24 protein-coding genes and 2 tRNA genes are annotated in these 21,436 nt (G+C 66.7%); 17 read left to right on the top strand and 9 right to left on the bottom strand.

What is annotated here, in order from left to right; translation table 11 throughout:
* The first annotated feature begins 33 nt into the window (after positions 1–33).
* From AC1DIN_RS07985 to AC1DIN_RS07965, 5 genes are all read left to right on the top strand, one after another.
* Positions 34–369, top strand: a complete 336-nt coding sequence (locus AC1DIN_RS07985; protein ID WP_441471497.1) for a hypothetical protein — start codon at positions 34–36, stop codon at positions 367–369.
* A gap of 143 nt (positions 370–512) precedes the next feature.
* On the top strand, positions 513–1,220 hold the full coding sequence (gene pyrF / locus AC1DIN_RS07980) for an orotidine-5'-phosphate decarboxylase (protein WP_476809308.1): 708 nt from the start codon (positions 513–515) through the stop codon (positions 1,218–1,220).
* 38 nt (positions 1,221–1,258) lie between these two features.
* On the top strand, positions 1,259–1,546 hold the full coding sequence (locus AC1DIN_RS07975) for a DUF1330 domain-containing protein (protein ID WP_476809307.1): 288 nt from the start codon (positions 1,259–1,261) through the stop codon (positions 1,544–1,546).
* Between the two features lie 3 nt (positions 1,547–1,549).
* Complete coding sequence (locus AC1DIN_RS07970; RefSeq protein WP_441471494.1) at positions 1,550–1,861, top strand: DUF1330 domain-containing protein; 312 nt, start codon at positions 1,550–1,552, stop codon at positions 1,859–1,861.
* On the top strand, positions 1,858–2,982 hold the full coding sequence (locus AC1DIN_RS07965) for an anhydro-N-acetylmuramic acid kinase (RefSeq protein ID WP_476809306.1): 1,125 nt from the start codon (positions 1,858–1,860) through the stop codon (positions 2,980–2,982). The genes AC1DIN_RS07970 and AC1DIN_RS07965 overlap by 4 nt, the downstream gene beginning before the upstream one ends.
* 141 nt (positions 2,983–3,123) lie before the next feature.
* Here AC1DIN_RS07965 and AC1DIN_RS07960 read toward each other — a convergent pair whose 3' ends face one another.
* Positions 3,124–4,248, bottom strand: a complete 1,125-nt coding sequence (locus AC1DIN_RS07960; protein ID WP_476809305.1) for a helix-turn-helix transcriptional regulator — start codon at positions 4,246–4,248, stop codon at positions 3,124–3,126.
* A 143-nt stretch (positions 4,249–4,391) separates the two neighbouring features.
* On the bottom strand, positions 4,392–5,342 hold the full coding sequence (locus AC1DIN_RS07955; RefSeq protein WP_476809304.1) for a PfkB family carbohydrate kinase: 951 nt from the start codon (positions 5,340–5,342) through the stop codon (positions 4,392–4,394).
* 59 nt (positions 5,343–5,401) lie between these two features.
* Between AC1DIN_RS07955 and AC1DIN_RS07950 the strand changes: the two genes are divergently transcribed.
* The 8 genes from AC1DIN_RS07950 to AC1DIN_RS07915 all read left to right on the top strand — a co-directional run bounded on the left by AC1DIN_RS07950 (position 5,402) and on the right by AC1DIN_RS07915 (position 11,853).
* Positions 5,402–6,187 carry a GntR family transcriptional regulator gene (locus tag AC1DIN_RS07950; RefSeq protein WP_476766132.1) on the top strand — a complete coding sequence of 262 codons (786 nt, stop codon included), beginning with the start codon at positions 5,402–5,404 and terminating at the stop codon, positions 6,185–6,187.
* 166 nt (positions 6,188–6,353) lie between these two features.
* Positions 6,354–6,959: a helix-turn-helix transcriptional regulator gene (locus tag AC1DIN_RS07945; protein WP_476809303.1), complete on the top strand. Its 606-nt coding sequence runs from the start codon at positions 6,354–6,356 to the stop codon at positions 6,957–6,959.
* Between the two features lie 117 nt (positions 6,960–7,076).
* Positions 7,077–7,871 carry a bestrophin-like domain gene (locus AC1DIN_RS07940; RefSeq protein ID WP_441471489.1) on the top strand — a complete coding sequence of 265 codons (795 nt, stop codon included), beginning with the start codon at positions 7,077–7,079 and terminating at the stop codon, positions 7,869–7,871.
* Positions 7,872–7,920: 49 nt separating this feature from the next.
* Positions 7,921–8,124, top strand: a complete 204-nt coding sequence (locus AC1DIN_RS07935; RefSeq protein WP_476809302.1) for a hypothetical protein — start codon at positions 7,921–7,923, stop codon at positions 8,122–8,124.
* Positions 8,125–8,303: 179 nt separating this feature from the next.
* Positions 8,304–9,593 carry an ArgE/DapE family deacylase gene (locus AC1DIN_RS07930; RefSeq protein WP_476809301.1) on the top strand — a complete coding sequence of 430 codons (1,290 nt, stop codon included), beginning with the start codon at positions 8,304–8,306 and terminating at the stop codon, positions 9,591–9,593.
* A 58-nt stretch (positions 9,594–9,651) separates the two neighbouring features.
* Positions 9,652–10,590, top strand: a complete 939-nt coding sequence (locus AC1DIN_RS07925; RefSeq protein ID WP_476809300.1) for a DMT family transporter — start codon at positions 9,652–9,654, stop codon at positions 10,588–10,590.
* A 184-nt stretch (positions 10,591–10,774) separates the two neighbouring features.
* Entirely contained in the window at positions 10,775–11,368 is a 594-nt protein-coding gene (locus tag AC1DIN_RS07920; protein WP_476809388.1) for an ankyrin repeat domain-containing protein, read from the top strand.
* An 11-nt stretch (positions 11,369–11,379) separates the two neighbouring features.
* Positions 11,380–11,853, top strand: a complete 474-nt coding sequence (locus tag AC1DIN_RS07915) for a nucleoside deaminase (protein ID WP_476809299.1) — start codon at positions 11,380–11,382, stop codon at positions 11,851–11,853.
* Between the two features lie 120 nt (positions 11,854–11,973).
* Here AC1DIN_RS07915 and AC1DIN_RS07910 read toward each other — a convergent pair whose 3' ends face one another.
* Positions 11,974–12,363 carry a RidA family protein gene (locus AC1DIN_RS07910; RefSeq protein ID WP_476809298.1) on the bottom strand — a complete coding sequence of 130 codons (390 nt, stop codon included), beginning with the start codon at positions 12,361–12,363 and terminating at the stop codon, positions 11,974–11,976.
* A 246-nt stretch (positions 12,364–12,609) separates the two neighbouring features.
* Positions 12,610–12,684, bottom strand: a tRNA-Gly gene (locus AC1DIN_RS07905).
* Positions 12,685–13,092: 408 nt separating this feature from the next.
* Between AC1DIN_RS07905 and AC1DIN_RS07900 the strand changes: the two genes are divergently transcribed.
* Positions 13,093–14,028: a VOC family protein gene (locus tag AC1DIN_RS07900; protein ID WP_476809297.1), complete on the top strand. Its 936-nt coding sequence runs from the start codon at positions 13,093–13,095 to the stop codon at positions 14,026–14,028.
* Positions 14,029–14,410: 382 nt separating this feature from the next.
* Entirely contained in the window at positions 14,411–14,674 is a 264-nt protein-coding gene (locus tag AC1DIN_RS07895; RefSeq protein WP_476809296.1) for a PilZ domain-containing protein, read from the top strand.
* A 45-nt stretch (positions 14,675–14,719) separates the two neighbouring features.
* Here the strand turns inward: AC1DIN_RS07895 and AC1DIN_RS07890 are convergent, their stop codons facing one another.
* The 4 genes from AC1DIN_RS07890 to AC1DIN_RS07875 form a co-directional block, all read right to left on the bottom strand.
* The gene (locus AC1DIN_RS07890) at positions 14,720–14,869 is read right to left on the bottom strand and encodes a hypothetical protein (protein ID WP_476809295.1); all 150 of its coding nucleotides are present in this window, start codon (positions 14,867–14,869) and stop codon (positions 14,720–14,722) included.
* Between the two features lie 80 nt (positions 14,870–14,949).
* Positions 14,950–15,024 (bottom strand) — tRNA-Thr (locus AC1DIN_RS07885).
* Between the two features lie 112 nt (positions 15,025–15,136).
* Positions 15,137–15,799, bottom strand: coding sequence for a ligase-associated DNA damage response endonuclease PdeM (gene pdeM / locus AC1DIN_RS07880; protein WP_476809387.1), 663 nt, complete (start codon positions 15,797–15,799; stop codon positions 15,137–15,139).
* A 53-nt stretch (positions 15,800–15,852) separates the two neighbouring features.
* Positions 15,853–18,339, bottom strand: coding sequence for a ligase-associated DNA damage response DEXH box helicase (locus AC1DIN_RS07875; RefSeq protein ID WP_476809294.1), 2,487 nt, complete (start codon positions 18,337–18,339; stop codon positions 15,853–15,855).
* Between the two features lie 393 nt (positions 18,340–18,732).
* On the opposite strand from AC1DIN_RS07875, the gene AC1DIN_RS07870 reads away from it, so the two are divergent.
* The gene (locus AC1DIN_RS07870; RefSeq protein WP_476809293.1) at positions 18,733–19,248 is read left to right on the top strand and encodes a YqhA family protein; all 516 of its coding nucleotides are present in this window, start codon (positions 18,733–18,735) and stop codon (positions 19,246–19,248) included.
* A 38-nt stretch (positions 19,249–19,286) separates the two neighbouring features.
* Here AC1DIN_RS07870 and AC1DIN_RS07865 read toward each other — a convergent pair whose 3' ends face one another.
* On the bottom strand, positions 19,287–20,246 hold the full coding sequence (locus AC1DIN_RS07865) for a class I SAM-dependent methyltransferase (RefSeq protein WP_476809292.1): 960 nt from the start codon (positions 20,244–20,246) through the stop codon (positions 19,287–19,289).
* A 71-nt stretch (positions 20,247–20,317) separates the two neighbouring features.
* Here AC1DIN_RS07865 and AC1DIN_RS07860 point away from each other — a divergent pair, with 71 nt between their 5' ends.
* A complete protein-coding gene (locus AC1DIN_RS07860; RefSeq protein ID WP_476809291.1) occupies positions 20,318–21,337 on the top strand; it encodes a ligase-associated DNA damage response exonuclease in 1,020 nt (339 codons plus the stop codon).
* Positions 21,338–21,436: the final 99 nt, after the last annotated feature.

Genomic DNA, 21,436 nt, shown 5'->3' with positions numbered 1-21,436 from the left:
TCGCCGCAACGCGGCCTGAGGATTGGATACCAGATGAAGCAAGCGACCTATTTTTTGACCATTGCCGGTGCTTTTGCGATCGCTGGCGCGGTGATCGCCTCGCCCATGGCGGCCAGCGCCCAGGATTTGCCTGCGGGCGTTGCCTCCGGCCTCGATAGGCAGCCGGTCGAGTACAGCATGACTGCCGCCAAGGAGCGCAGGCTGATGATCATGCAGGAAACCATGCGCCAGCAGCAGCACGGCCGCGGCAGGCCCGGATACGGGCGCGGCTACGGCCCGCGGCCTCACCCCGGCTACGGCCCCGGCTATGGTCCCCGTCCTGGCCCGCGTCCCGGTTATGGCTATGGGCGCGGCTACGAGCGTTGGTGATCGGTAGCCTCCAATTGGGGCTCCCGCGCGGAGGGAACTGATCCTCCGCGCCGCTTCCCGCGCGGCGCCGGCGCTCACCGGTGGCCTCGCTTGCATCCGGCTTCGAATCGTGCGCCTTCCCGCAAAACGCAGGGAGCCGGTGGATGATGCAGAAGATCAACGATGTCCGCGACCGCCTGATCGTCGCCCTCGACGTGCCCACCGTGTGGGATGCCTACCGCCTCGTCTCGACGCTCGGCGATGGCGTCACCTTCTACAAGATCGGCTATCGCCTCGCCTTCGCCGGCGGGCTCGATCTCGCACGCCAGCTCGTCGCCGAGGGCAAGCAGGTCTTCCTCGACCTCAAGCTCCACGACATCGGCAACACCGTGAGCGAAGGCGTGGAATCGCTGACCAAGCTCGGCGTCACCTTCCTCACCGTACACGCCTATCCGCAGACCATGCGCGGTGCCGTCGAGGGCCGCGGCGATGCGGCGCTCAAGCTGCTCGCGGTCACCGCGCTGACCTCCTATGACGACAGCGACCTGCGCGATGCCGGCTATGGGCTGGCGGTGCGCGATCTCGTGCGCCTGCGCGCCGAGCAGGCGCGGACAGCCGGCATCGACGGCATCGTCTGCTCGGCTGCGGAGACGGAGATCGTGCGAGAGGTCATCGGGCCCGACATGGTCATCGTCACGCCGGGCATCCGCCCCTCCGGCAGCGCCGCCGGCGACCAGAAGCGCACGCTCACCCCGGCCGAGGCGATCCGCGTCGGCGCCGACCATCTCGTGGTCGGGCGTCCCATCATCCGCGCGGCAGACCCGCGCGCCGCGGCTGGCGCGGTCATGGACGAGATCGTCGCAGCTTCGTAAGCTCCGGCCCGGAACCGATTCAGCCAACGGATTGCACCATGCCCAAGGGATATGTCATCGGCCGCGCCAAGGTCACCGACGCCACCAAATGGGGGGCCTATGCCGCTCGTTCCACCGAAGTGATCAAGCAGTTCGGCGGCGTGCCGGTCGTGCGCGGCGGGCAGATGACGGTCGGCGAGGGTGAGGGGCGCGCCCGCAACGTCGTCATCGAGTTCAAGGATTTCGAGACGGCCAGGGCCTATCTCTTCTCGCCGGAATATGCGGAGGCTCGCAAGTTGCGCGAGGGCGCCGGCGAGATCGATCTCGTCGCCGTCGAGGGGGTCTGAGCCATGGCCGCCAAGGGCTATTGGGTCGCGCGCGTCGATGTCGAGAACGAGGAGGCCTATGCCCGCTATCGTTCGCTGAACGCCGTAGCCTTCGCCAAATACGGCGCGAAGTTCCTCGTCCGCGGCGGCGAGTATAAGCTCGCCCGCGGCGAAGGCCGCAAGCACAACGTCGTCATCGAGTTCAAGGACGAGGCGACGGCGCGCGCCTGCTACGCCTCGCCGGAATACCAGGAGGCGATGAAGCATCTGAGCGCCGCCGGCAAGTCCGACCTCATCATCATCGGCGGCTATGAAGGCCCGCAGCCGGGCGAATGAGTTCGCCTGAACGCGATCTCGCACGCGAGACCCTGACCGCCATCGGCGTGATCAGCGGCACGTCGATGGACGCCATCGACGTGTCGCTGGTGACGAGCGACGGGCGCGATGCCGTCGCTTTCGGGGCGGGCGCCTCCTATCCCTATCGCGACGAGACGCGCCGCGCGCTGCAGGCCGTCATCGCCGATGCCGAGCGCGCCTCGGCCGAGCCGCTCGTCGCGCTCGAAGCCGCGGTGACGGCCGACCATCTCGCCGCCATCCGCAGTTACGTTGCCGACCAGAACCTCGGCTGGTCGGATCTCGATCTCGTCGGTCTGCATGGCCAGACGATCTACCATCGGCCGGAACGGCGCTTTACCCGGCAGCTCATCGACGGGCAGGCGGTGGCCGATGCGCTCGGCATTCCGGCCGTCGACCGCTTCCGCCATGCCGATGTTGCGGCCGGCGGCGAGGGGGCGCCCTTCGCGCCGCTCTATCACCGCGCCCTGGCGCAGCGGCTGGGGCAGCCGGTGATGGTGCTGAATCTCGGCGGCGTGGGGAACGTCACCTATATCGACGGCGAAACCGTCATCGCCTTCGATACCGGCCCGGCGAGCGCGATTCTCGATGATTTCGTCCTGCGCCGGCTCGGCCGCCCCTATGATGCCGACGGCATGCTGGCGGCGAGCGGGCGCATTCATGACGACCTGGTGGCCAGCTTCATGGCCAATCCCTTCTTCGACCGGCCGGCGCCGAAGTCGCTCGATCGCAACGATTTCCATCGCCGCGCCCAGGTTGTCGAGGGGCTCTCGGATGCCGATGGTGCAGCGACGCTGGCGGCCTTCACCGTCGAGAGCATCGTGGCGGCGCTGCGCCATGTGCCGCGCGCGCCCAAGCGCTGGCTCGTCGGCGGCGGCGGGCGGCTGAACCGGCATTTCATGGCGCGGCTCGGTCAGCGGCTCGGCGTGCCCGTCGACCCTGTCGAGGTTGTAGGGTGGGACGGCGATGCGCTCGAGGCGCAGATCTTCGCCTATTTCGCGATCCGTTCGGTCAAGGCGCTGCCACTCAGCCTGCCCTCCACGACAGGTGTGCCGCTGCCGATGACGGGAGGCGAGCTTCATCGGCCCATAGCGCGCAATTGAGCATGGCTGTCATGCCTCCGTCATTTGAAGGATGAGGCGCCGAGCGAGCTCTGCCTACATTTGCGCCGGGTGAGCGGCGAGAGGGAGCTTCGTCGCTCGGAGGGGCGTTGGCAGGTCGGCTCTGCCCGGTAGAGGCCGAACTCAGCGCGGCTGAAGGGGCAGGACCGCGCTGCGCAGCAGCGAGACGAGCTGGCTTTGCTGGCGGGTGTTGGTCTTCTGGAAGATCCGCGCCAAATGCGTGCGGGCGGTCGAGATTCGCACGCCTTGGGCTACGGCCGCTTCCGTCAGAGACAATCCGCTTGCCAGGGCGGACGCAAACTTGGCTTCGGTATCGGTCAAATCAAAGAGCTGGCGCGCGCAGGCGATGATGTCGGTCGCCGTCTCGAGGCGCCTGAGCGCGATCATGACCAGACCATGTTGCCGGTGGAGCGCCGGGGAGGGCGCCGCAGGCATGACGCAGGCCGAAAGCGAATGACCGCCGTCGCCGCCATGCAGGATCATGCTCGCCTGATGGTTTGCGAGCGGGTCGCGAGCGCAGTGCAGCGCGCCGTCGATCAGCTGCCGAAGCCGGCGCTGGTCGCCCGGCTGACGGGCGTAGAGGCGCCCCTGACGCAGCCCGATCGGCCCGTCCGGCTCGGCCAGGATTTCGTCGGCGCCCTCATTGGCATAGGAAATCCGCATCTCCACATCGAGGATCGCGATACCCAGGGCGAGGCGGTCGAGCGCGCCGCGCGCCTCGTCGCGCTGGATCGTGACGCGGCCGATATGGCGGCGCAGCTCCGCCACGCGCCGCAGCACCGGATAGAGCCGGCGGAGCAAGGACGCATCGGCGTCGTCGAAACGCTCCTGGCTGCTGTCGCGCCGGACATCGAAAAACCAGAAGGTCTGTCCTTTCTCCGCAAGGCGGCAGGACATGCCGTCATGAGCGTCACCCAGGGGGAACCAGCTCTGACCGGCCCGCGGGCGCCGCGGGGGGGCCGTGCCGGCGGCGTCGTGATCCCGATAGACGACGCCGAGCGGAATACCGCGCAAGATCTCGCCCATCTCGATCAGGCCCGGCGCCAGTTCGCTGCAGTACTCCTGCCAGGACGGGTTAGGGTTCGACGGGTTGGGGTTCGCCGGGTAGGCGATCCGATCCTCGGGGTAGGGGCCGAAGCTGGCGAAGCAGGCATCCGAGCCGTCGAAGAGCTGCCGCATCGTCTCTGCGGCGCTCGGCATCTGTTCCTCGTCAATCGCGCCGATCAGAAGTCGGTCGATCGCAGACATGACGGTATCGACATCCGGACGCGCCATGAAGGCCCCCGACGGTCATGGGCTGGACATGATCCTGAGATCGGAAGGGTAGCAGCATGGAGTGTCCGGGAAAAGTCCATAAACAATCCAATCCTTAACGGGTGCCGCCAGCTGCCTCAGCCGGATCGGTTCCGGGTCAGCGCGCTGATGTCCGCGGCCGTCGGGAGGGCATCGAAGACGCCGTGCCGCGTCGTCGTCAGCGCGCCCGCGGCTGCAGCGTCACGCAGCGCCTCGGAGAGCGTGGCGCCCTCGGCCAGGCGGACGCCGAGCGTCGCAGCGAAGGCATCGCCGGCGCCGAGGGCGTCGACCGTATCGACCGGGAAACTTGGCTGCACGACAGGCGGCTCATCTGCCGCGACCGCTATGGCGCCGGCTGCGCCGCGGGTCAGCACGGCGAGCCTTGGGCCGCGTTTCAGGATCGCCGGGCCGAGTTCCGCGACGAAGCGCTCCGGCGTGGCGATGTCCGCGTCCTGCCAGCCGAACGTCGCCGCCAGGCTGCGTGCCTCGGTTTCGTTGACGATCAGAACCGAGGTCGAGCCCAGAATGTCCTCCGGCACCGTCCGGAAAGGCGAGGGGTTGAGCAGGGTTGGCACGCCCGCCCGATGGGCCAGGGCGAAGGCCTCGCGGATGGGCGCGTCAGCGATCTCGAATTGCGCGGCGACGAGGGCGGCTCCTTCGATCGCGTTGGCCTTTGCCCGGACATGCGCCTCCGAAAGGGCGAGATTGGCCCCCGGAGCGATGGCGAGGCTGGTTTCGCCGGCCGCGTCGATGAAGGCGACGCCGCTCCCGGTCTGCCCGTCGATGCGCACGAGCATCGCCTCCGGCAGATCGGCGCGCACGAGGGCCGTCGGCGCGAAGCTGGCAGCCAGATCGTCGCCCACAGCAAGCAGTCCATCGACGGCGGTGCCTAGGCGGCGCGCCATGATCGCCTGGTTCAACCCCTTGCCGCCGGGTTCGATGGTGACGCGTTCGGCGGTCGTCGATTCCCCGGGCCGCGGAAAACGCCCGACTTTCGCCGAACATGCGAGGACGAAGCTTCCCAGGATAAAGATCGGCTTGCCGAGCATAGGGTTTGATTTTCCTATTCACGAACTGCTACGCGGGTTGTGTCACGATCATGCAACCGATGACTGCGCCTAAGCCTTCCTTTCCCAAGCCGTCGCCCAAGCCGCCGTTCCAGGAATTGCTGGAGCTGCGCAGCGACACCGCCAAGCCGCTCTATCAGCAGCTTGAGGATCAGCTGACGCGACTGATCGGCGACGGCGTCCTTCCACCCGGCACGACCCTTCCGGCGGAACGCGAATTGGCCGAGCGGCTCAGCATCAGCCGCACCACTGTACAACGCTCCTACAATACGCTGCGACAGCGAAAATTGCTGAGCGCGCAGGGGCGGCTCGGCTCGATCGTTCAGGGGCCGGGGCGTCGTCTGCACTCGGGCATGGACCGGCTCAAGGGCTTCACCGAGGAGATGCGCGAGCTCGGCCGGGTGCCGTCTTCCCGCATTCTCGAGCGCACGGTGGTCAACGACCGCTCGATTGCCTCGATTTTCGGCGAGACCTCGCATGCCAGCTTCCTCAAGCTGATCCGTGTTCGCGCCGGTGACGGCATCCCGATGTCACGCGAGTGCGCCTGGTACAATCTGGAGCGGGTGCCGGAGCTCGCCGGGGCAGATCTGACAGGCTCCGTCTATGCTGCTCTTGCCGGTTTCGGATGTCCGCTGGTGCGCTGCGACCAGACCATCGAGGCGGCGGCTCCGAGCGAGGAGGAATGCGCGATCTTCGGCTTCCGGAAGCCGGTGCCCTGCCTGCTGATCAAGCGGCGCAGCTACGGCGCGGATGGCGTCATGCTCGAATATGTCGAAGGCCTTTTCCGCGGTGACACCTATACCTACCGGCTGGCGCTGAAGGTCTGATTCGAGCGGGCGCGCAGCCGCCGGCATGAGGTCCAATCCCGGTCCATATCTGAGAGGCTTTGAACCGGTTTCATCCCCGGTGCGACGAATGGAAACCGAAGCACGTACTGGAACTGTCTCCATACGTATGCGCGGCGAGCCATGGATTGCAGGGATGGATGTTGCGATGTCATTCCATGTTTCGGTCATCGGCAGGGCGGGCTTTACGCCGTTGCCGTCACGACGGGTGGCTCCGGAAGCTGCGGATGCGGCGTCGAAACCCGTCTTCGTCATCGATGCCGGCCTGAACATGCGCTTCAGCAATCGCGGCGCGGCCGCTCTCGCCCGGAACGGGTTGGGTGACACGGATCGCTTCACCGCCTGCGACAAGGATTTCATGGCGCGGCTTCAGGTCTGGATGAAACGCTGCCGGGGCGGCAGCGCGGTCGGCGAGATGCGGCTGCCGCTAGCGCTGCGCTGCGGACGGCAGGTCGCGATCGATGCCGTGCATCTGGCGGGCATCGACCTCTTCGTCCTGACCGTCGACGACCCCGAAAGCGCCATGGAGCGGAACGTCGCTCAGGTCAGTGAAGCCTGCGGGCTGACGCCGACGGAAGAGCGCATGCTGGCGCTCATCGTCGAGGGGCTCGACACGATCGTAGCGGCGAGGAGGCTCGGCATCGCGCCGACGACGGCGCGCACGCACCTCCAGCGCCTCTTCACCAAGACCGGAACGGCCCGGCAGAGCGAGCTTGTCCGCTTCGTCGCCACCTATGTCGAGGATGCGCGCTGAGCGAGCCCCGCACCGCGTCGGCGGTTTGATCGTCACCGGATATTGACACCGCTCATCATCGTAAGCCCTGTGAAGCAGCGTGCGTATGCCCGCACTTTGCCGGGAGCGACCGCGGCCATGCCCGAGACCGTTGCAGCCTTCACCTTTTGCGCTCTGTTGAGCGCAAGCGCGATTCTCGGCATGAAATTGCGCGGCTGGTTGTCAGAGGAAAATCTCCCTGAGCGCACCATGGAGGCGCTGCGGCTGGTGACGAGCCTGCTCGTCACCTTTGCCGCGCTGGTGCTCAGCGTTCAGCTCTCGAACGTGAAGGCAAGCTTCGACAAGGCCTATCGCGACCGCAACGCCGACGCTGCCCAGCTCGCCCAACTCGGCGAGTGCCTGCGCAACTACGGGCCGGAGGCGGAGCCGATACACCTCGACCTGCGCAGCTACACTGCGGCGGTCATCGCCAGCACCTGGCCGCAGGAGCCGAAGCCCGCGGGCATGTCCTACCCCGACACGTCCGTCATGGCGCGCGAGGGTGCCGATCCTTCCCTCGGTGCCCTGCTCAACCGCATCGGGCGGGCGATCAACGGCTTGGCGTCTTCCGACACGCTCCGCGCCAACATCGCGGCCGAATGCCGCTCGGCCTTTTTGCAGTTGCAGCAGCGGCGCTGGGCCGTGATCGAGGACGTGCATGGGCCGGTCTCGCCGCTTTTCACGAGCGTTCTGACCTTCTGGCTGATGCTCGTGTTCCTGAGCTTCGGCCTGCAGACGCCGCGCAAGCGCGTGGCCGCGATCGTGCTGGGGATCGGGGTCATCTCGATCTCGACGGTGATGTTCGTGATCAGCGATCTCGAGACGCATTATGACGGCTTGTTCGGCATCCCGAGCGCGGCGATGCGCGATGCCCTGGCGGGAATGACCCGCTGACTCCGCGAGGCCGACCGCGAATTCGGTGAGCACGTGCTCTGGGGTGGGCTTGGCAAGCTGTGGCCGGCCCGCCATCGTCTTCGTCACACACGATCTGCGCGTCGCGGCCCAGATCCGCGACGGCATCACCGGGATGCAGCGCGGACGCATCGTCGGGAGCGGCCCGACGGCGGCGCCCTTCGCCGACCCGCAGCACGAGTATACGCGGCAGTTGCTGGCGGCAGTGCCGGGCGGCGGGCGCTTCGGGCACTAATTGACGCAGGTTGCGTCGCGTCTCGTATCGTCGGCCCTCATCCTGAGCGGTAGCCGTCAGGCTGCGTCTCGAAGGATCTTCCAGAATGCGCTGGAGCATCCTTCGAGACGCCGCGGCGCGGCTCCTCGGGAGGAGCGCTGAGCGTGACTGCCGACCTTGCCTTTGCTCGGAGCCTGCCCATGCCTCTCGACGCCGCCCTTCGCGACAAGATCCTCGCCGCCGTCGAGGCGGGCTTCGACAAGCAGGTCGCCTACACGCAGGACCTCGTCCGCTTCGGCTCGGTGCGCGGCCAGGAGCATACGGTCCAGGACTTCATCTTCCGCGCCATGAAGCAGCGGGGCCTGACCATGGACCGTTTCGCCATGGACCGCGAGGCGATCGCGGCCCATCCCGGTGGCGCGCCGTTCTCCGACACGCATTCCGATGCCCCCATCGTCGTCGGCATTCATCACCCACGCGCGGAGAAAGGGCGGTCGTTGATTCTCCAAGCCCATATCGACGTGGTGCCGACCGGCCCGGCCGACCAATGGACCCATCCGCCCTTCGATCCCGTGATCGACGGCGACTGGATGTATGGCCGTGGCGCCGCCGACATGAAGGCGGGGCACGCGGCGAACCTGGCCTGCCTCGATGCGCTCCGGCGCATCGGCATGCAGCCGGCCGCGACCGTCTACGTCCAGTCGGTGGTCGAGGAGGAATCCACCGGAAACGGCGCGTTGATGACGCATCTGCGCGGCTACAAGGCCGATGCCGTGCTGATCCCGGAGCCGGAAGAGGAGATGCTGGTGCGCGCCAATGTCGGCGTGCTCTGGTTCCAGGTCGAGGTGCGCGGCAAGCCGGTGCATGTGCGCGAGATGGGCGCCGGCGCCAATGCCATCGACGCGGCCTATCGCGTCGTCGGCGCCTTGCGAGGGCTCGAGGAGGAGCTCAACCGCGAGAAGGCAGGGCGGGCGCATTTCGAGGATATCGCGCACCCGATCAACCTCAATATCGGCAAGATCGAGGGCGGCGACTGGGCTTCCTCCGTTCCGTGCTGGTGCCGGCTCGATTGTCGCATCGGCATCTATCCCGGCGTTGGCGCCGAGGAGACGGCGAAGCGTATCGAGGCCTGCGTGCTGGCTTTCTCCCGCGGCGACAGGTTCCTAGCCAATAATCCGCCGCGCGTCAGCTTCAACGGCTTCTACGCGCAGGGCTATGTGCTGGAGCCCGGCAGCGATGCCGAGGGCGTGCTGGCGAACGCCCACACCGCCGCGACCGGCAAGCCGCTGAAGAGCTTCATGACTGCGGCCTATCTCGATACCCGCGTCTACGCGCTCTACGACAAGGTGCCGGCGCTCTGCTACGGCCCGGTTTCGGAGAACGTCCACGCCTTCGACGAGCGCGTCAGCCTCGCTTCGCTGAAGCGCATCACCGGCACCATGGCGCTCTTCGTCGCCGAATGGTGCGGCCTCGAAAGCATTGACGCTTGAGCGCGCCGGCGCTCGGAGCATCCGGCCGAAAAGTGGACACCGGCTTTCGGAGAATGCGATGCTGAAACAAGGAATTGGAGCGCCGGGCGTCCCGGAGGACGCCGTGCGGTCCAGCCGGGCGCTGCTGCTCGTCCCGCTGCTCGGGCTACTCTGGGGCTTCAACTGGCCCGCGGTTCGCATCTCGCTGACCGAGATCGCGCCCTGGACGCTGCGCGCCGCCGGCATGAGCTTCGCCGGACTCGTCCTCGTCGCGGTGGCGCTGGCGCGCGGCGTTCCGCTCGCCGTGCCGCGTGGACAGTGGCTGCGCCTCGTCGTTGCCGGCATCCTCTCGATCGCCGCCTTCAATGTGCTGCTCGCCTTCGCGCAGCTCGCGGCGCCGACCTCGCGTGCCGCGATCCTGACCTTCACCATGCCGATCTGGGCGACGCTGCTCGCCCGCCTCGTGCTGGGTGAGGCTTTCGACGGCCGGCGCCTCGTCGGTCTCGCTTTCGGCATAGCCGGCCTGCTCTGTCTCGGCCTGCCGCTGATCGCGGCCGGACAACTCTCCTTCGGCCTGATGCTGGCGCTCCTCGCGGCGGTGAGCTGGGCGCTCGGTACGATCGTGACCAAGCGCTGGCCGGTCTCGGCTCCGGCGCTCGCCATCGCCGCCTGGCAATTGCTGATCGGCGGGCTCGTGGCCGGCATCGGCATGCTCGCCTTCGAGGGGCTGCCCGCGCCGAAGTTGCTGTCGCCGCGCGTGGTGGCGGCTTTGAGCTTCCACATCATCGGCGCGCAGGCGCTCGCCTACTTCCTCTGGTTCACGGTGGTGGCGCGTCTGCCGGCGGGCATCGCCAGCCTCGGCACGCTGATGGTCCCTGCGGTCGGCGTGCTCGGCTCGGTGTTGCTGCTGGGCGAGCGGCCCACATCGACCGACTGGCTCGGCCTTGCTCTGGTGGTCGCGGCCTCGGGGGCGATCATGGTCCCCCGCCGGCAGCGCCTGACTGCCCATCGTGCTTGACGGCCCGCGTGTTCATTCGAAAGCCCACTGGAGAGCATCCGGATATTTCATTTTCGGATGGGCGACGCAGTTCCTATCTGAGGCATGGCACCAAGGAGGTCCGTGATTGTCCAGATCGTCGCCGATCATCGCCTTCATTCTTCTTCTGCTGGCCTTCTGCCCGCAGCGAACCTTCGGACAGACCATGACCGACACCAGCCTTCATGCCGCCGCGGCTCGTGACGACGTCGCCACGATCAAGCGCCTTCTCTCGGAAGGTGCTGCCATCGATACGCGCGATGCGCGCGGGCGCACTGCGCTGCTGGTCGCGGCCCATGAGAACCACGTCAGCGCGGCCCAGGCGCTGATCGAGGTCGGTGCAAATGTGAACGCCAAGGACGCGATCAACGACAGCCCCTATCTCTATGCCGGGGCGCGCGGCCACCTCGCCATCCTGAAGCTGACGCTGGTGCATGGCGCTGACCTCAGGAGCACCAACCGCTACGGCGGCACGGCCCTGATCCCGGCCTGCGAGCGCGGCCATGTCGAGACGGTCCGCACCCTGATCGCCGCCGGTGTCGACGTCGACCACGTCAACAATCTCGGCTGGACCGGGCTGCTCGAGGCGATCATCCTCAGCGACGGTGGGCAGGCGCATCAGCAGATCGTCAAGGATCTGATCGCCGCCGGGGCGAATGTGAACCTCGCCGATCGCGACGGCGTCACCCCGCTCCAGCACGCGCGCAGCCGCGGCTACGCCAAGATCGAGCAGATTCTGCGCACCGCCGGCGCCCGGTGAAGAGGTCGATCATGAGTCAGGCCCAGCGTTTCCTTTGCGAGGCGATCGAACTCGCCAGGGCCAATATCGAGAAAGGCGGCCGTCCGTTCGGAGCCGTCGTGGTGCGGGGCGGCGAGGTGGTTGCCACCGGAGTCAACGAGATCATCGCCACCAACGACCCCACCGCCCATGCCGAGCTGACGGCGCTGCGCGCGGCGAGCCGCAAGCTGGGCTCGCCGAATCTTGCGGGCTGCGCGGTCTATGCCAGCGGCCATCCCTGCCCGATGTGCATGGCGGCGATGCGGCTCGCCGGCGTCGGCGAAGTCTACTATGCCTATTCCAACGATGACGGGGCGCCGTTTGGGCTTTCCACGGCGGCAATCTATGCCGATCTGGCGAGGCCTTTCGCCGAGCAGTCGATGAAGATCAGCTATGTGCCCGTCCGTCTCGACGATGGGTCTGATCTCTATGCGGCGTGGAAGCGGCACCAGACCGCAGCGAGCTAGGCTGCATTGTTATCGCGCGGCCCCGCGCCGTCATCCCGGCTTGATCCGGGGTCCATGCCAGAGCGCTCCCGATCAAGGCGCAGAGCGCCTTGAACCGTTGTTCGCCTGCTGCCGGCAGCGTCAGACCTTGTCGCCGAGATAGGCGGTGGCGTCGATCTCGACGATGCAATCGGGCGAGCCGAGGCCGTTGACGATGCAGGAGACGCGGTGCGGCGAGGCCTCGGCGAAATTGGCGAAGTAGACCTCGTTCATCGGCTCCCAATAGGTCCGGTCGGTGACATAGACCGTACACTTCACGACATCGGCGAGGCTGCCGCCGGCTTCCTCCAGCAACGCCTTGATGTTGTCGATGCATTGCTGGGTCTGGCGCCGCGGATCGCCGATGGCGAGCTTGCCGTCCCGGTTGGTGCCGACGCAGCAGACGAACATGAAATCGCCGGCCACGGTCGCCTGCGCGAAGGGCAGCCTGCCCTTGTTGACTTTGTCCGATGAAATGATGCGCTTGGGCATGGCGGTCTCCTCCGTCTTGTCCCGCCATGTGGTGGCAAAAGGTGGAGATCATCTTTACGCGCCGGCCCGGAATTCCCCGGGCGGAAGGAACGAGAGACTTGGGGGCAGCGCGTTACTCGCGCGGGGCGATCGGTCAGAGCCGTAAAGTCGTGCAGGCGCGAGTCGCGCTTCGCGGCGAGCTGAGCTGCCGCCGAACGGGAATGTGGCGGTAGAGCCGCCACATCAAGCTGAAAATTCGAGGGAATTTGGAGCGGGCGATCGGGATCGAACCGACGACATTCAGCTTGGGAAGCTGACGTTCTACCACTGAACTACGCCCGCGTGCTGTCTTGCGGTCGAGACCCGACGCGTCGCAGCGAAGCGTTCTTAGCGTCTTGCAAACCCCGTGTCATCCCGCATTCTGCGGCACGGAGTCGCGCGCGCTCCAAACCGGGAAGAAATCAATAGCCGGCGCTGCAGTATCGTGGCTCATAGCGACAGATGCAGGTGCCTTGCTGGTCGGAAGGCCGCGCAGCAACACCGATCCGATTGAGCCATTCGACGGTTTCGGGCTAGCATCTTCCAACGAAGGGGAGTTTCCGACGCTCCCGTCCAAATGACCGCGCCATTGTCCAAGACGTCCGCCAGAAAGTGCCTTCGGATCCCCATGCGGGCGACGGACGGGATATCAAGCCACAACCGGACCCGGGCTTTTGAAAAGCGACACCGTTCTGGCGGAGGATCGCCGGCATGACCGGGCGGGGATTGCATCATGTCACGGCAATCGCCACGGATGCGTTGCGCAACCTGGATTTCTATACGCGGGTACTCGGCCTCCGCTTGGTAAAGCGGACGGTGACACACGAGGATCCGGGCGCCTATCACCTCATCTACGGCAACGCGGACGGCGCGCCGGGAAGCAGCCTCTCGTTTTTTGCTTGGTTGAGCGCGGCCGCGGCGAGCGAGCGGCCAGACGGCGGCGAGCATATATCCTTCGCCATTGCACCGGAGGCGGTCGCCTGGTGGGAAAGGCGCCTTATTGCCTCCGGCGTCTCGTTCCGGCGCGAGCGGGCGCCGGGCGGAGACCCCCAACTGAGCTTTGAGGATCCCGATCACACACCGCTGGCGCTGGTTGCTTCCGAGCTTGCATCCGCGGCGATCTGGTCGCTGCCTGATATCCCTCCGGCTTTCGCCCTCCGCGCGCTCCGCGGCGTGTCATTGAGCATCCGCGGGACGGAACTGATGACACGGATTCTCACCGAAGTTCTGGGTTTCGCCGAAATGCGCCGCGAAGCCGATTGGATCGAATTCTCCGCGCACGATGATGCGGGTGGGTGGATTTGTCTGCATCGGCGGAACGACCGGCAACGCCCCAGACTCGGAGCGGGAGCGATCCATCATGTCGCCTTCCGAGCGAGGGACGAGGCTGATCTGGCCGCCATGTCCGAAGCCCTCAAGGAGCGCGTCGGAATCAGCGCCAGCCCGATTAAGGACCGCCATTATTTTCGCTCGATCTACTTTCGCGGCCCTGACGGATTGCTGATCGAAGTCTCGACGGACAGTCCGGGCTTTCTGATCGACGAGACGCGCGAGAACCTGGGGACGCGACTGATCTTTCCCCCGGGCTTGCAGGATCGGCAGGAGGAGTTGCTCCGCATCCTGCCGCCGCTGGATCAGTTCAGCTAGCTCCGTTGGTCGGTGATGCCCGAACGAACGCGTGCCTTCGGCCAGCTCGCGGGTGTGAGATCCGGCATCTCGCGATGGCATTGCGGGTAGGGCTGACGCCGAAAGGCGGATTTTCCATCGCTCCGGTATCGTGTGGCGCCGCAGGCCACGATCCTGCCGGCGCATGTCGGGCCGACCCGTGCAGATCTTTCAGGAGCCGAAGCCGATTCCTGCTGCAATGCGCTGTTGCTTTGTGCGAGGAAGGGGCGCTGGCAACGGCCTCTTGTCATCGATCGGCGCCGCCGAAGCCGCTGGCGGAAAAGGACGGGGTCAGGCTGCATGAATCGAATTCAAACAAACGAATTCATCCCTGAAGAACGATCGCCCTGATATCAGCCCGGCCATGACGACATCCCAGACTCGCCGCTCCGAACGTCGACGGTTGGTGGAAACGGCCAAGATCCGGACAAGCAGCGGGGTCACCTACAGCTGCATCATCCGTGACATATCGGACGGAGGAGCCAAGCTCCGGGTACCGGCGGGTGTGGAGTTGGCAGGAGAGATTCGTTTGACCTCGGCGCTCACCGGGCCCGAACGCGTTGCGCAGGTGATGTGGCAGGATCACACCTCAATCGGGATCGCCTTCGCGAAGCTGGCTGCCAGCTAGAGTCGGACTGAAAGGTGAAATCCACTTTTCGGAGAAATCCGAAGCTTAAGCAAAGTGATGGATCGCCACTTCGCCCCGGTAGGACACGGCTGCGAGCCGGGCATGGCACCCGTTCACGCTGACCTCGCCCGCGCTCGCGTTGCGCGTATCCTTGGTCCGAAGCGATGCCTGAGGATTGGCCACGCGAAATGCCATGTGACCCGCCTCCGTGCGGCAGGGCGTGGCTGCCAACCCCGGCAGCGCAACGATTTTTCGAAATTTCAGATGCTTGAGACTGGTGCTGCGAGAGAGGATTGAACTCTCGACCTCTCCATTACCAATGGAGTGCTCTACCACTGAGCTACCGCAGCAGGTCCGGCGGCCGGTGCGCGTCGCGGTCGCTCTGAGGCGGTTGCGGGCGCTGGCGTCGTTCCGAAGCGGCGCCCTGATGCCACAAGCGCGGGGCGGGCGCAACCCGCTCTCTCAATCCGGCAGCAATAATCGTGGATCGATCTGGAAAACTCGGCCGTCGCCTAAGAGGTGGGCGCTCAGGCCCTCGCGGAACAGCGGCCGGAAGGCGACGTCGCGCAGATTGAGGCCGCCGGCATAGGCGCCCATTGCCGGCATCACGCAGCGGCGCGACGACAAGGCGAAGCAGCGGCGGCGCAAGGCCCGTCCACGCATCCGCACTTTCGCGGTCGGGTGGAGGTGGCCGGCGATTTCGAGCCCGGCCGCGGCGCTGTCCGGCTCATGGCGGAGTGTTACGCCGGACAGCATGATCGACTCGGCGCTCTCGCCGCCCATGGCGCGGCTGATCGCCGGGTCATGGTTGCCGGTGATCCAGAGCCAGTCGCGGCCCTGTTGCAATTCGCGCAGCGAGGCGAGCGTTGCGGGGGCGAGCCTGGCTTCGGCCTCGCGGTCGTGGAAGCTGTCACCGAGTGCGATGAGCCGCGCCGGCTGATGGCGCCGCACCACTGCGGCGAGGGCGGTCAGCGTCGCTGTCGAATCATAGGGCGGCAGCATCACGCCGCGCGCGGCATAGGCGGAGCCCTTCTCCAGATGCAGATCGGCGACGACCAGCGTGCGCTCGTCCGGCAGCCAGAGCGCGCCGGAGAGATCGGGCACGAGCGCGAGCCGGCCCAGCATGAAGGCTTCGTTCGCTTTCGACAGCGCTCGGTCCAGCCCTGTAGTGGCAGCCGTCACGCCATCGCCTCTTCGGTCAACATCGCCTCCGCCTCCGCCAGGATCTCGTCGGCCGCCTCGCCAAAAACCGCCTCGCGCCCGATCTCGAGCATCACCGAGACGCCGAGCGGCGAGACATGGTCGAGCGGCTGATGGACGATTCGGCCGCTGATTCGTGTCAGCATCTCACCCAGCCGGCGAATGTCGAGCAGGCCCGTCGCCGCATCGGCGCGTGCGGCCTTGAGCAGGATATGGTCGGGCTCGTGCCGGCGCAGCACGTCATAGACGAGGTCGGTCGAGATCGTCACCTGCCGGCCGCTCTTCTCCTGGCCCGGATAGCGCCGCTCGATCAGCCCGCCGATGATCGCGCAGGAACGGAAGGTACGCTTCATCAGCGCCGATTCCGCCATCCAGTCCTCGAGGTCGTCGCCGAGCATGTCCTGCGCGAAGAGCTCGTCGAGATCGAGCGCACCGCGCGCGATCGCCGCCGTCATGTCGCCGAGCGTCCAGCAGGCCATGCCGTAATCGTTGCAGACGAAGCCGAGCGGGCGCATGCGGGCGCGCTCCAGCCGCCGCGTCAGCAGCATGCCGAGGGTCTGATGGGCGAGGCGGCCCTCGAAGGGATAGGCGACGAGATAGAAGCGCCCGCCGCGCGGAAAGGTCTCCACCAGAAGCTCGCCCGGCTTGGGCAGGCGCGACTTCTGCTTCTGCGCATGCAGCCAGGCTGCAACCTCCTCCGGCAGGGTGTGCCAGAGGCCGGGCGAGGCCAGCATGGCGCGCACGCGGGCGGCCAGGAAGGTCGAGAGCGGGAACTTGCCGCCGTCATAGGACGGGATCTTGGGATCGGTCCCGGCGGCAGCGCGCGAGCAGACGGCCTCGTTCTCGACGATGCCCTCGAAGCGCAAGACCTCGCCGGCGAAGACGAAGGTGTCGCCCGGCACCATGGTCTCGGCGAAATACTCCTCGATCTCGCCGAGCACGCGCCCGCCACGCGTGATCATGCCGGGCTGGCCGGGCTTTCCGCCGCGTGCCCGGCCGAGCCGGACCTTCAGCATGGTGGCCTCGACGATGGTGCCGACATTCATGCGGTATTGCTGGATGACGCTGGCGTTGCTGGCGCGCCAGAGCCCGGCCTTGTCCTGCCGCAGCTTCGCGAAGCGCTCATAGCTCTTCAGCGCATAGCCGCCGGTCGCGACGAAATTGACGACGGCGTCGAAGTCTTCGCGGACGAGATCGGCGTAAGGGGAGGCGGTGCGAGCTTCTTCATAGAGCGCGTCGGCATCGAAGCCGTCCGAACATGCGACGCCGAGCACATGCTGGGCGAGGACATCGAGCGCGCCGATGCGCGGCGGTGGGGTGTCCTGGGCGGCTTCGTGGACGGCCTCCAATGCCGCGCGGCATTCCAGCAGCTCGAAGCGATTGGAAGGGACCAAAAGGGCTTCCGAGGGCTCGTCCATGCGGTGGTTGGAGCGGCCGATGCGCTGGATCAGTCGGCTCGCTCCTTTCGGTGCGCCGAGATTGACGACGAGGTCGACATCGCCCCAGTCGATGCCCAGATCGAGCGTCGCGGTGCAGACCACGGCCTTGAGCCGGCCTGCCGCCATCGCGGCCTCGACCTTGCGGCGCTGCTGCGCGTCGAGCGAGCCGTGATGCAGTGCGATCGGCAGATTGTCGTCGTTGAGATTCCACAGCGCCTGGAAGGCGAATTCCGCCTGCATGCGGGTGTTTACGAAGACGAGGGTCAGCTTGTGGCTGCGGATGGCGTCATAGACCTCGGCCATCGCATGCAGCGTGGTGTGGCCGGCGATCGGCAGGCGCCGCTGCGTATCGAGGATGCCGATGCGCGGCTTGGCGCCGCCTGCGACCGTCACGAGCCCGGCCGGTGTCTCGGTGCCGCCGAGATAGCGCTGCAGATCGGCGGGCTCGCGCACGGTCGCGGAGAGGCCGACGGCCGAGACCTGCGGCGCCAGCGCCTTCAGCCGTGCGAGGTCGAGCGAGAGCAGGTCGCCGCGCTTGGACGTGACGAGCGCGTGCAGTTCGTCGAGCACGATGCGGCGCAGGTTTGCGAAGAAGGGCACGGCATCGCGATGCGAGACCAGCAGCGCGAGCTGCTCCGGCGTCGTCAGCAGGATGTCGGGTGGGCGCTGGATCTGGCGCGTCCGCTTGGCGGCAGAGGTATCGCCGGTCCGGGTCTCGATCGTGATCGGCAACCCCATCTCGCGCACGGGAGCTTCGAGATTGCGGGCGATGTCGACCGCGAGCGCCTTCAGCGGCGAGATATAGAGCGTATGCAGCCCGTCATGCCTGCCCTCGCGCTCCGCTAGCTCGACCAGCGAGGGCAGGAAGCCGGCGAGCGTCTTGCCGGCGCCGGTCGGTGCGACCAGAAGCGTCGAGCGTCCGGCACGGGCCTCCTCCAGCAGCGCGAGCTGATGCGGACGCACGTTCCAGCCGCGCCCGGTGAACCAGGCCTCGAAGGTGGGAGGGAGCGGGGAGAGGGCGGCCATGCCGGCCGAAGATAGGGTGCGGCGCGAGAGAACGAAAGGGGAATAAAGAGGCCATCGCCGCTACTGGCAGCGAAGCTGGCGCTGGTTCACTTGGAGAGGCCGGAATGGCTGGTTCCGACCCGGAGCGGGCTCGGAGAAGGTCCAGTTACGGGCCGTTTGGCAGGCTGGCCGATTCTGGGCAGCGGGAGCATTTGTTTCCAAAGCGCTCGGCCACAGGAGGGTCAAGAATTCCTCGCCAGCCGCGTGCGGGCTCGTGAGCGCTGTTACAAGCGTGGTGACCCTGACGGCCGCAATTCCATTGCCAATCACCTTGTGATTGGCGTGACCGGGCAATTCTGGCAATTTGAGCCTTCGCAAACTCCGCCCGGGGTCAGAAGCCGCAGGGAGTTCGTCATGGATCGCTTGCGCTTGACGCTTGAAGCAATCATTGCAAATTCTCGTTGGTTCCTTGCTCCATTTCTCCTTGGCCTGATACTCACCCTCGCGGCGCTGCTCTTCAATTTCGCGCTCAAGCTGTTCGATTTTTTCATGCGAGCCCAGGTTTCAGACCCGTCCGAAATCATTGTTGGCAGTCTGAAGCTCGTCGACATCGCCCTGACGGCGAATCTGATCGTGATCGTGATTTGCTCAAGTTACGAGAATTTCTTGGCACCCATCAATATACAGCAACGTCCTGCCTGGCCGACCAGTCTGGCAAACGTAGGCTTCTCGGGCCTCAAGCAAAGGCTGCTTGCATCCATCGTAGCCATAGCGGCGGTGAATGTTCTGGAGTGGTTCCTGGATATTGAGAACAGCGCGGATAGTACAAAGCTCGGATGGCTCATTGCGATCATGTTGGGCTTTGCGCTCACCATGCTGCTCATGGCGATCGCGGACCGTGTCGGAGAGGTTGAGCCGCCAAGGCATTAGAGCCAGCGGTCCGCGAACGACCTATGGCGGACCTTCCTTTACCGCCGCTCCGCCACGACCAGCAGCCCCGGCACGGGCGCGCCGCGATCCTGCCGTGTGCTGGCGGGCTCGACGAGTAGGGGGACAAGCCCCGCCTCACCCAGTCTTTGCAGCAACCAGCTCTCCGCATGCGCGAACCGCCTGTCTTCACCGACGACCACGCCTTCGCCGGGATGCGTCTGCACCGTGAAGGCGAGCAGGCCGCCCGCCTCCAGCACGCGCGCGCTCTGGCTGAAGCAGGGCGCGAGCTCGCCGAGATAGACGAAGACGTCGGCAGCGACCACGAGATCTGCCGATGCGTCCGGCCGGCTGGCGAGGAAGCTCGTCAGCCCCGCGACCGCGAGCTTGTCGTAGAGCGGCATCCCGTCGGGCGCTGTCTTGGCTCGCGCCCGCTCGATCATGCGCGGCGAGAGATCGCAGCCAGCGAGGAAGCCGCTCTGCTCGTGGATCGCCTCGCCCATCAGTCCGGTGCCGCAGCCGAGATCGTAGACCGTGTCGAACCGGAAGGGGCGGCCGGCGTTGCTGCAGCAGCGGACCAGCGCCGCCTTCAGGAGGGCGGGCGCAGTGTATTGCAGGGTTTCGGTGAGATGGCTGTCGAAGCGGTCGGCATAGGCGTCGAAGAGCGCGCCGGAGAAGTTCTCCGAGGTCGCCTGCTCGGCCGGCATCGCGCCGATGCGGGCGAGGTCGAGCCGCGCTCCGAAATGATCGTTCGGGTCGAGATCGAGGCATTGCCGCCAGGCCGTGGCAGCGTCCTCCTTGTGGCCGAGCGCCTCCTGCGCCAGCCCGTAGAGATGCCAGGCGGCGGTGAAATGATAGGCCTGCGACAGCGTCTGGTCGAGAATCTCGACGGCCGCTTGCGCGTCCCCGTCCTTCAGCGCAGCCTCGGCCCAGCCATAGCGGCGGTCGAGCACGGGGTCGCCGGAGCTGGCGAAATGCGTGGTCGAGCCTGTATCGGTCATACCGACCGATGTAGCCGAGGAGTGTGACGCTGGCCAGACAAAGCGCCCGCTGGCGCCCCTCCGAGTTGCTGTTGCCGACGCCGGCCGGTCTCTACTGCCCGCCGGCCGACATCCATATCGACCCGGTCCGCCCGGTAGCGCGGGCGCTGATCACTCATGGCCATTCCGACCATGCCCGCGCCGGCCACGGCGCCGTGCTGGCGACGCGCGAGACGCTGGCCATCATGGCGCTGCGCTATGGCGAGGGCTTCGCCGGCACACAGCAGGTGGCGGCGCCCGGCGAAGCCATCCGCATCGGCGAGGTCGAGTTTCGCTTCGTGCCGGCCGGTCATGTCCTTGGCTCGGCCCAGATCGCGGTCGAGGGCCGCGGGCTGCGTATCGTTGCCTCCGGCGACTACAAGCGCGAGCGCGACCCCACCTGCGCGCCCTTCGAGGCCGTGCCTTGCGATGTCTTCATCACCGAGGCGACCTTCGGCCTGCCGGTCTTCCGCCACCCGCCGGCGGCGGGGGAGGTGGCCAAGCTGCTGGAATCGGTCAGGCTCTTCCCGGAGCGGACGCATATCGTCGGCGCCTATTCGCTGGGGAAGGCGCAGCGCGTCATGGCGCTGATCCGCGAGGCCGGCTACGAGCGGCCGATCTATATTCACGGCGCGGTCGAGAAGATCACCGCGTTCTATCAATCGGAAGGCATTCCGCTCGGCGAAATCAAGCTGGTCGCCGACACCGATCGCAAGACGCTGGGCGGCGAAATCGTCATCTGCCCGCCGAGCGCGACGCAGGATCTCTGGGCGCGCCGCTTCCCCGACCCGGTCACCGCCTTCGCCTCCGGCTGGATGCGCATCCGCGCCCGGGCGCGGCAGAAGGGCGTCGAGCTGCCGCTCGTCGTCTCCGACCATGCCGATTGGGACGATCTGCTGGCGACGATCAAGGAGGTTCAAGCCGGGGAGATCTGGGTCACCCATGGCGAGGCCGATGCCCTCGTCCACTGGTGCGGCACGGCGGAGTTGAAGGCCAAGCCGCTGCACCTCGTCGGCTATGGCGACGAGGGCGAGGCCGATCCGGTCGTGGAGGCGGCCGATGCGGCGGTTTGACGATACCAGCGCTCATCCTGAGGAGCCGCGCAGCGGCATCTCGAAGGATGCTCCAGGAGGCTCCAGCGATCTCTGGATCATCCTTCGAGACACGCTTCT

It is taken from the genome of Allobosea sp. 05T438 (assembly GCF_056396025.1).
This window is presented reverse-complemented; position numbering and strand designations above follow the sequence as displayed.

Bases quoted from the DNA above. Each gene is read 5' to 3' on its own strand.
- pyrF (WP_476809308.1), top strand. From the start codon at position 513: ATGATGCAGAAGATCAACGATGTCCGCGACCGCCTGATCGTCGCCCTC.
- AC1DIN_RS07865 (WP_476809292.1), bottom strand. From the start codon at position 20,246: ATGACCGATACAGGCTCGACCACGCATTTCGCCAGCTCCGGCGACCCC.
- AC1DIN_RS07910 (WP_476809298.1), bottom strand. From the start codon at position 12,363: ATGCCCAAGCGCATCATTTCATCGGACAAAGTCAACAAGGGCAGGCTG.
- AC1DIN_RS07875 (WP_476809294.1), bottom strand. From the start codon at position 18,339: ATGGCCGCCCTCTCCCCGCTCCCTCCCACCTTCGAGGCCTGGTTCACC.
- AC1DIN_RS07975 (WP_476809307.1), top strand. From the start codon at position 1,259: ATGCCCAAGGGATATGTCATCGGCCGCGCCAAGGTCACCGACGCCACC.
- AC1DIN_RS07960 (WP_476809305.1), bottom strand. From the start codon at position 4,248: ATGTCTGCGATCGACCGACTTCTGATCGGCGCGATTGACGAGGAACAG.
- AC1DIN_RS07945 (WP_476809303.1), top strand. From the start codon at position 6,354: ATGTCATTCCATGTTTCGGTCATCGGCAGGGCGGGCTTTACGCCGTTG.
- AC1DIN_RS07970 (WP_441471494.1), top strand. From the start codon at position 1,550: ATGGCCGCCAAGGGCTATTGGGTCGCGCGCGTCGATGTCGAGAACGAG.
- AC1DIN_RS07940 (WP_441471489.1), top strand. From the start codon at position 7,077: ATGCCCGAGACCGTTGCAGCCTTCACCTTTTGCGCTCTGTTGAGCGCA.
- AC1DIN_RS07915 (WP_476809299.1), top strand. From the start codon at position 11,380: ATGAGTCAGGCCCAGCGTTTCCTTTGCGAGGCGATCGAACTCGCCAGG.
- AC1DIN_RS07955 (WP_476809304.1), bottom strand. From the start codon at position 5,342: ATGCTCGGCAAGCCGATCTTTATCCTGGGAAGCTTCGTCCTCGCATGT.
- pdeM (WP_476809387.1), bottom strand. From the start codon at position 15,799: ATGCTGGGCCGGCTCGCGCTCGTGCCCGATCTCTCCGGCGCGCTCTGG.
- AC1DIN_RS07920 (WP_476809388.1), top strand. From the start codon at position 10,775: ATGACCGACACCAGCCTTCATGCCGCCGCGGCTCGTGACGACGTCGCC.
- AC1DIN_RS07895 (WP_476809296.1), top strand. From the start codon at position 14,411: ATGACGACATCCCAGACTCGCCGCTCCGAACGTCGACGGTTGGTGGAA.
- AC1DIN_RS07870 (WP_476809293.1), top strand. From the start codon at position 18,733: ATGGATCGCTTGCGCTTGACGCTTGAAGCAATCATTGCAAATTCTCGT.
- AC1DIN_RS07965 (WP_476809306.1), top strand. From the start codon at position 1,858: ATGAGTTCGCCTGAACGCGATCTCGCACGCGAGACCCTGACCGCCATC.
- AC1DIN_RS07950 (WP_476766132.1), top strand. From the start codon at position 5,402: ATGACTGCGCCTAAGCCTTCCTTTCCCAAGCCGTCGCCCAAGCCGCCG.
- AC1DIN_RS07890 (WP_476809295.1), bottom strand. From the start codon at position 14,869: ATGGCATTTCGCGTGGCCAATCCTCAGGCATCGCTTCGGACCAAGGAT.
- AC1DIN_RS07985 (WP_441471497.1), top strand. From the start codon at position 34: ATGAAGCAAGCGACCTATTTTTTGACCATTGCCGGTGCTTTTGCGATC.
- AC1DIN_RS07925 (WP_476809300.1), top strand. From the start codon at position 9,652: ATGCTGAAACAAGGAATTGGAGCGCCGGGCGTCCCGGAGGACGCCGTG.
- AC1DIN_RS07900 (WP_476809297.1), top strand. From the start codon at position 13,093: ATGACCGGGCGGGGATTGCATCATGTCACGGCAATCGCCACGGATGCG.
- AC1DIN_RS07930 (WP_476809301.1), top strand. From the start codon at position 8,304: ATGCCTCTCGACGCCGCCCTTCGCGACAAGATCCTCGCCGCCGTCGAG.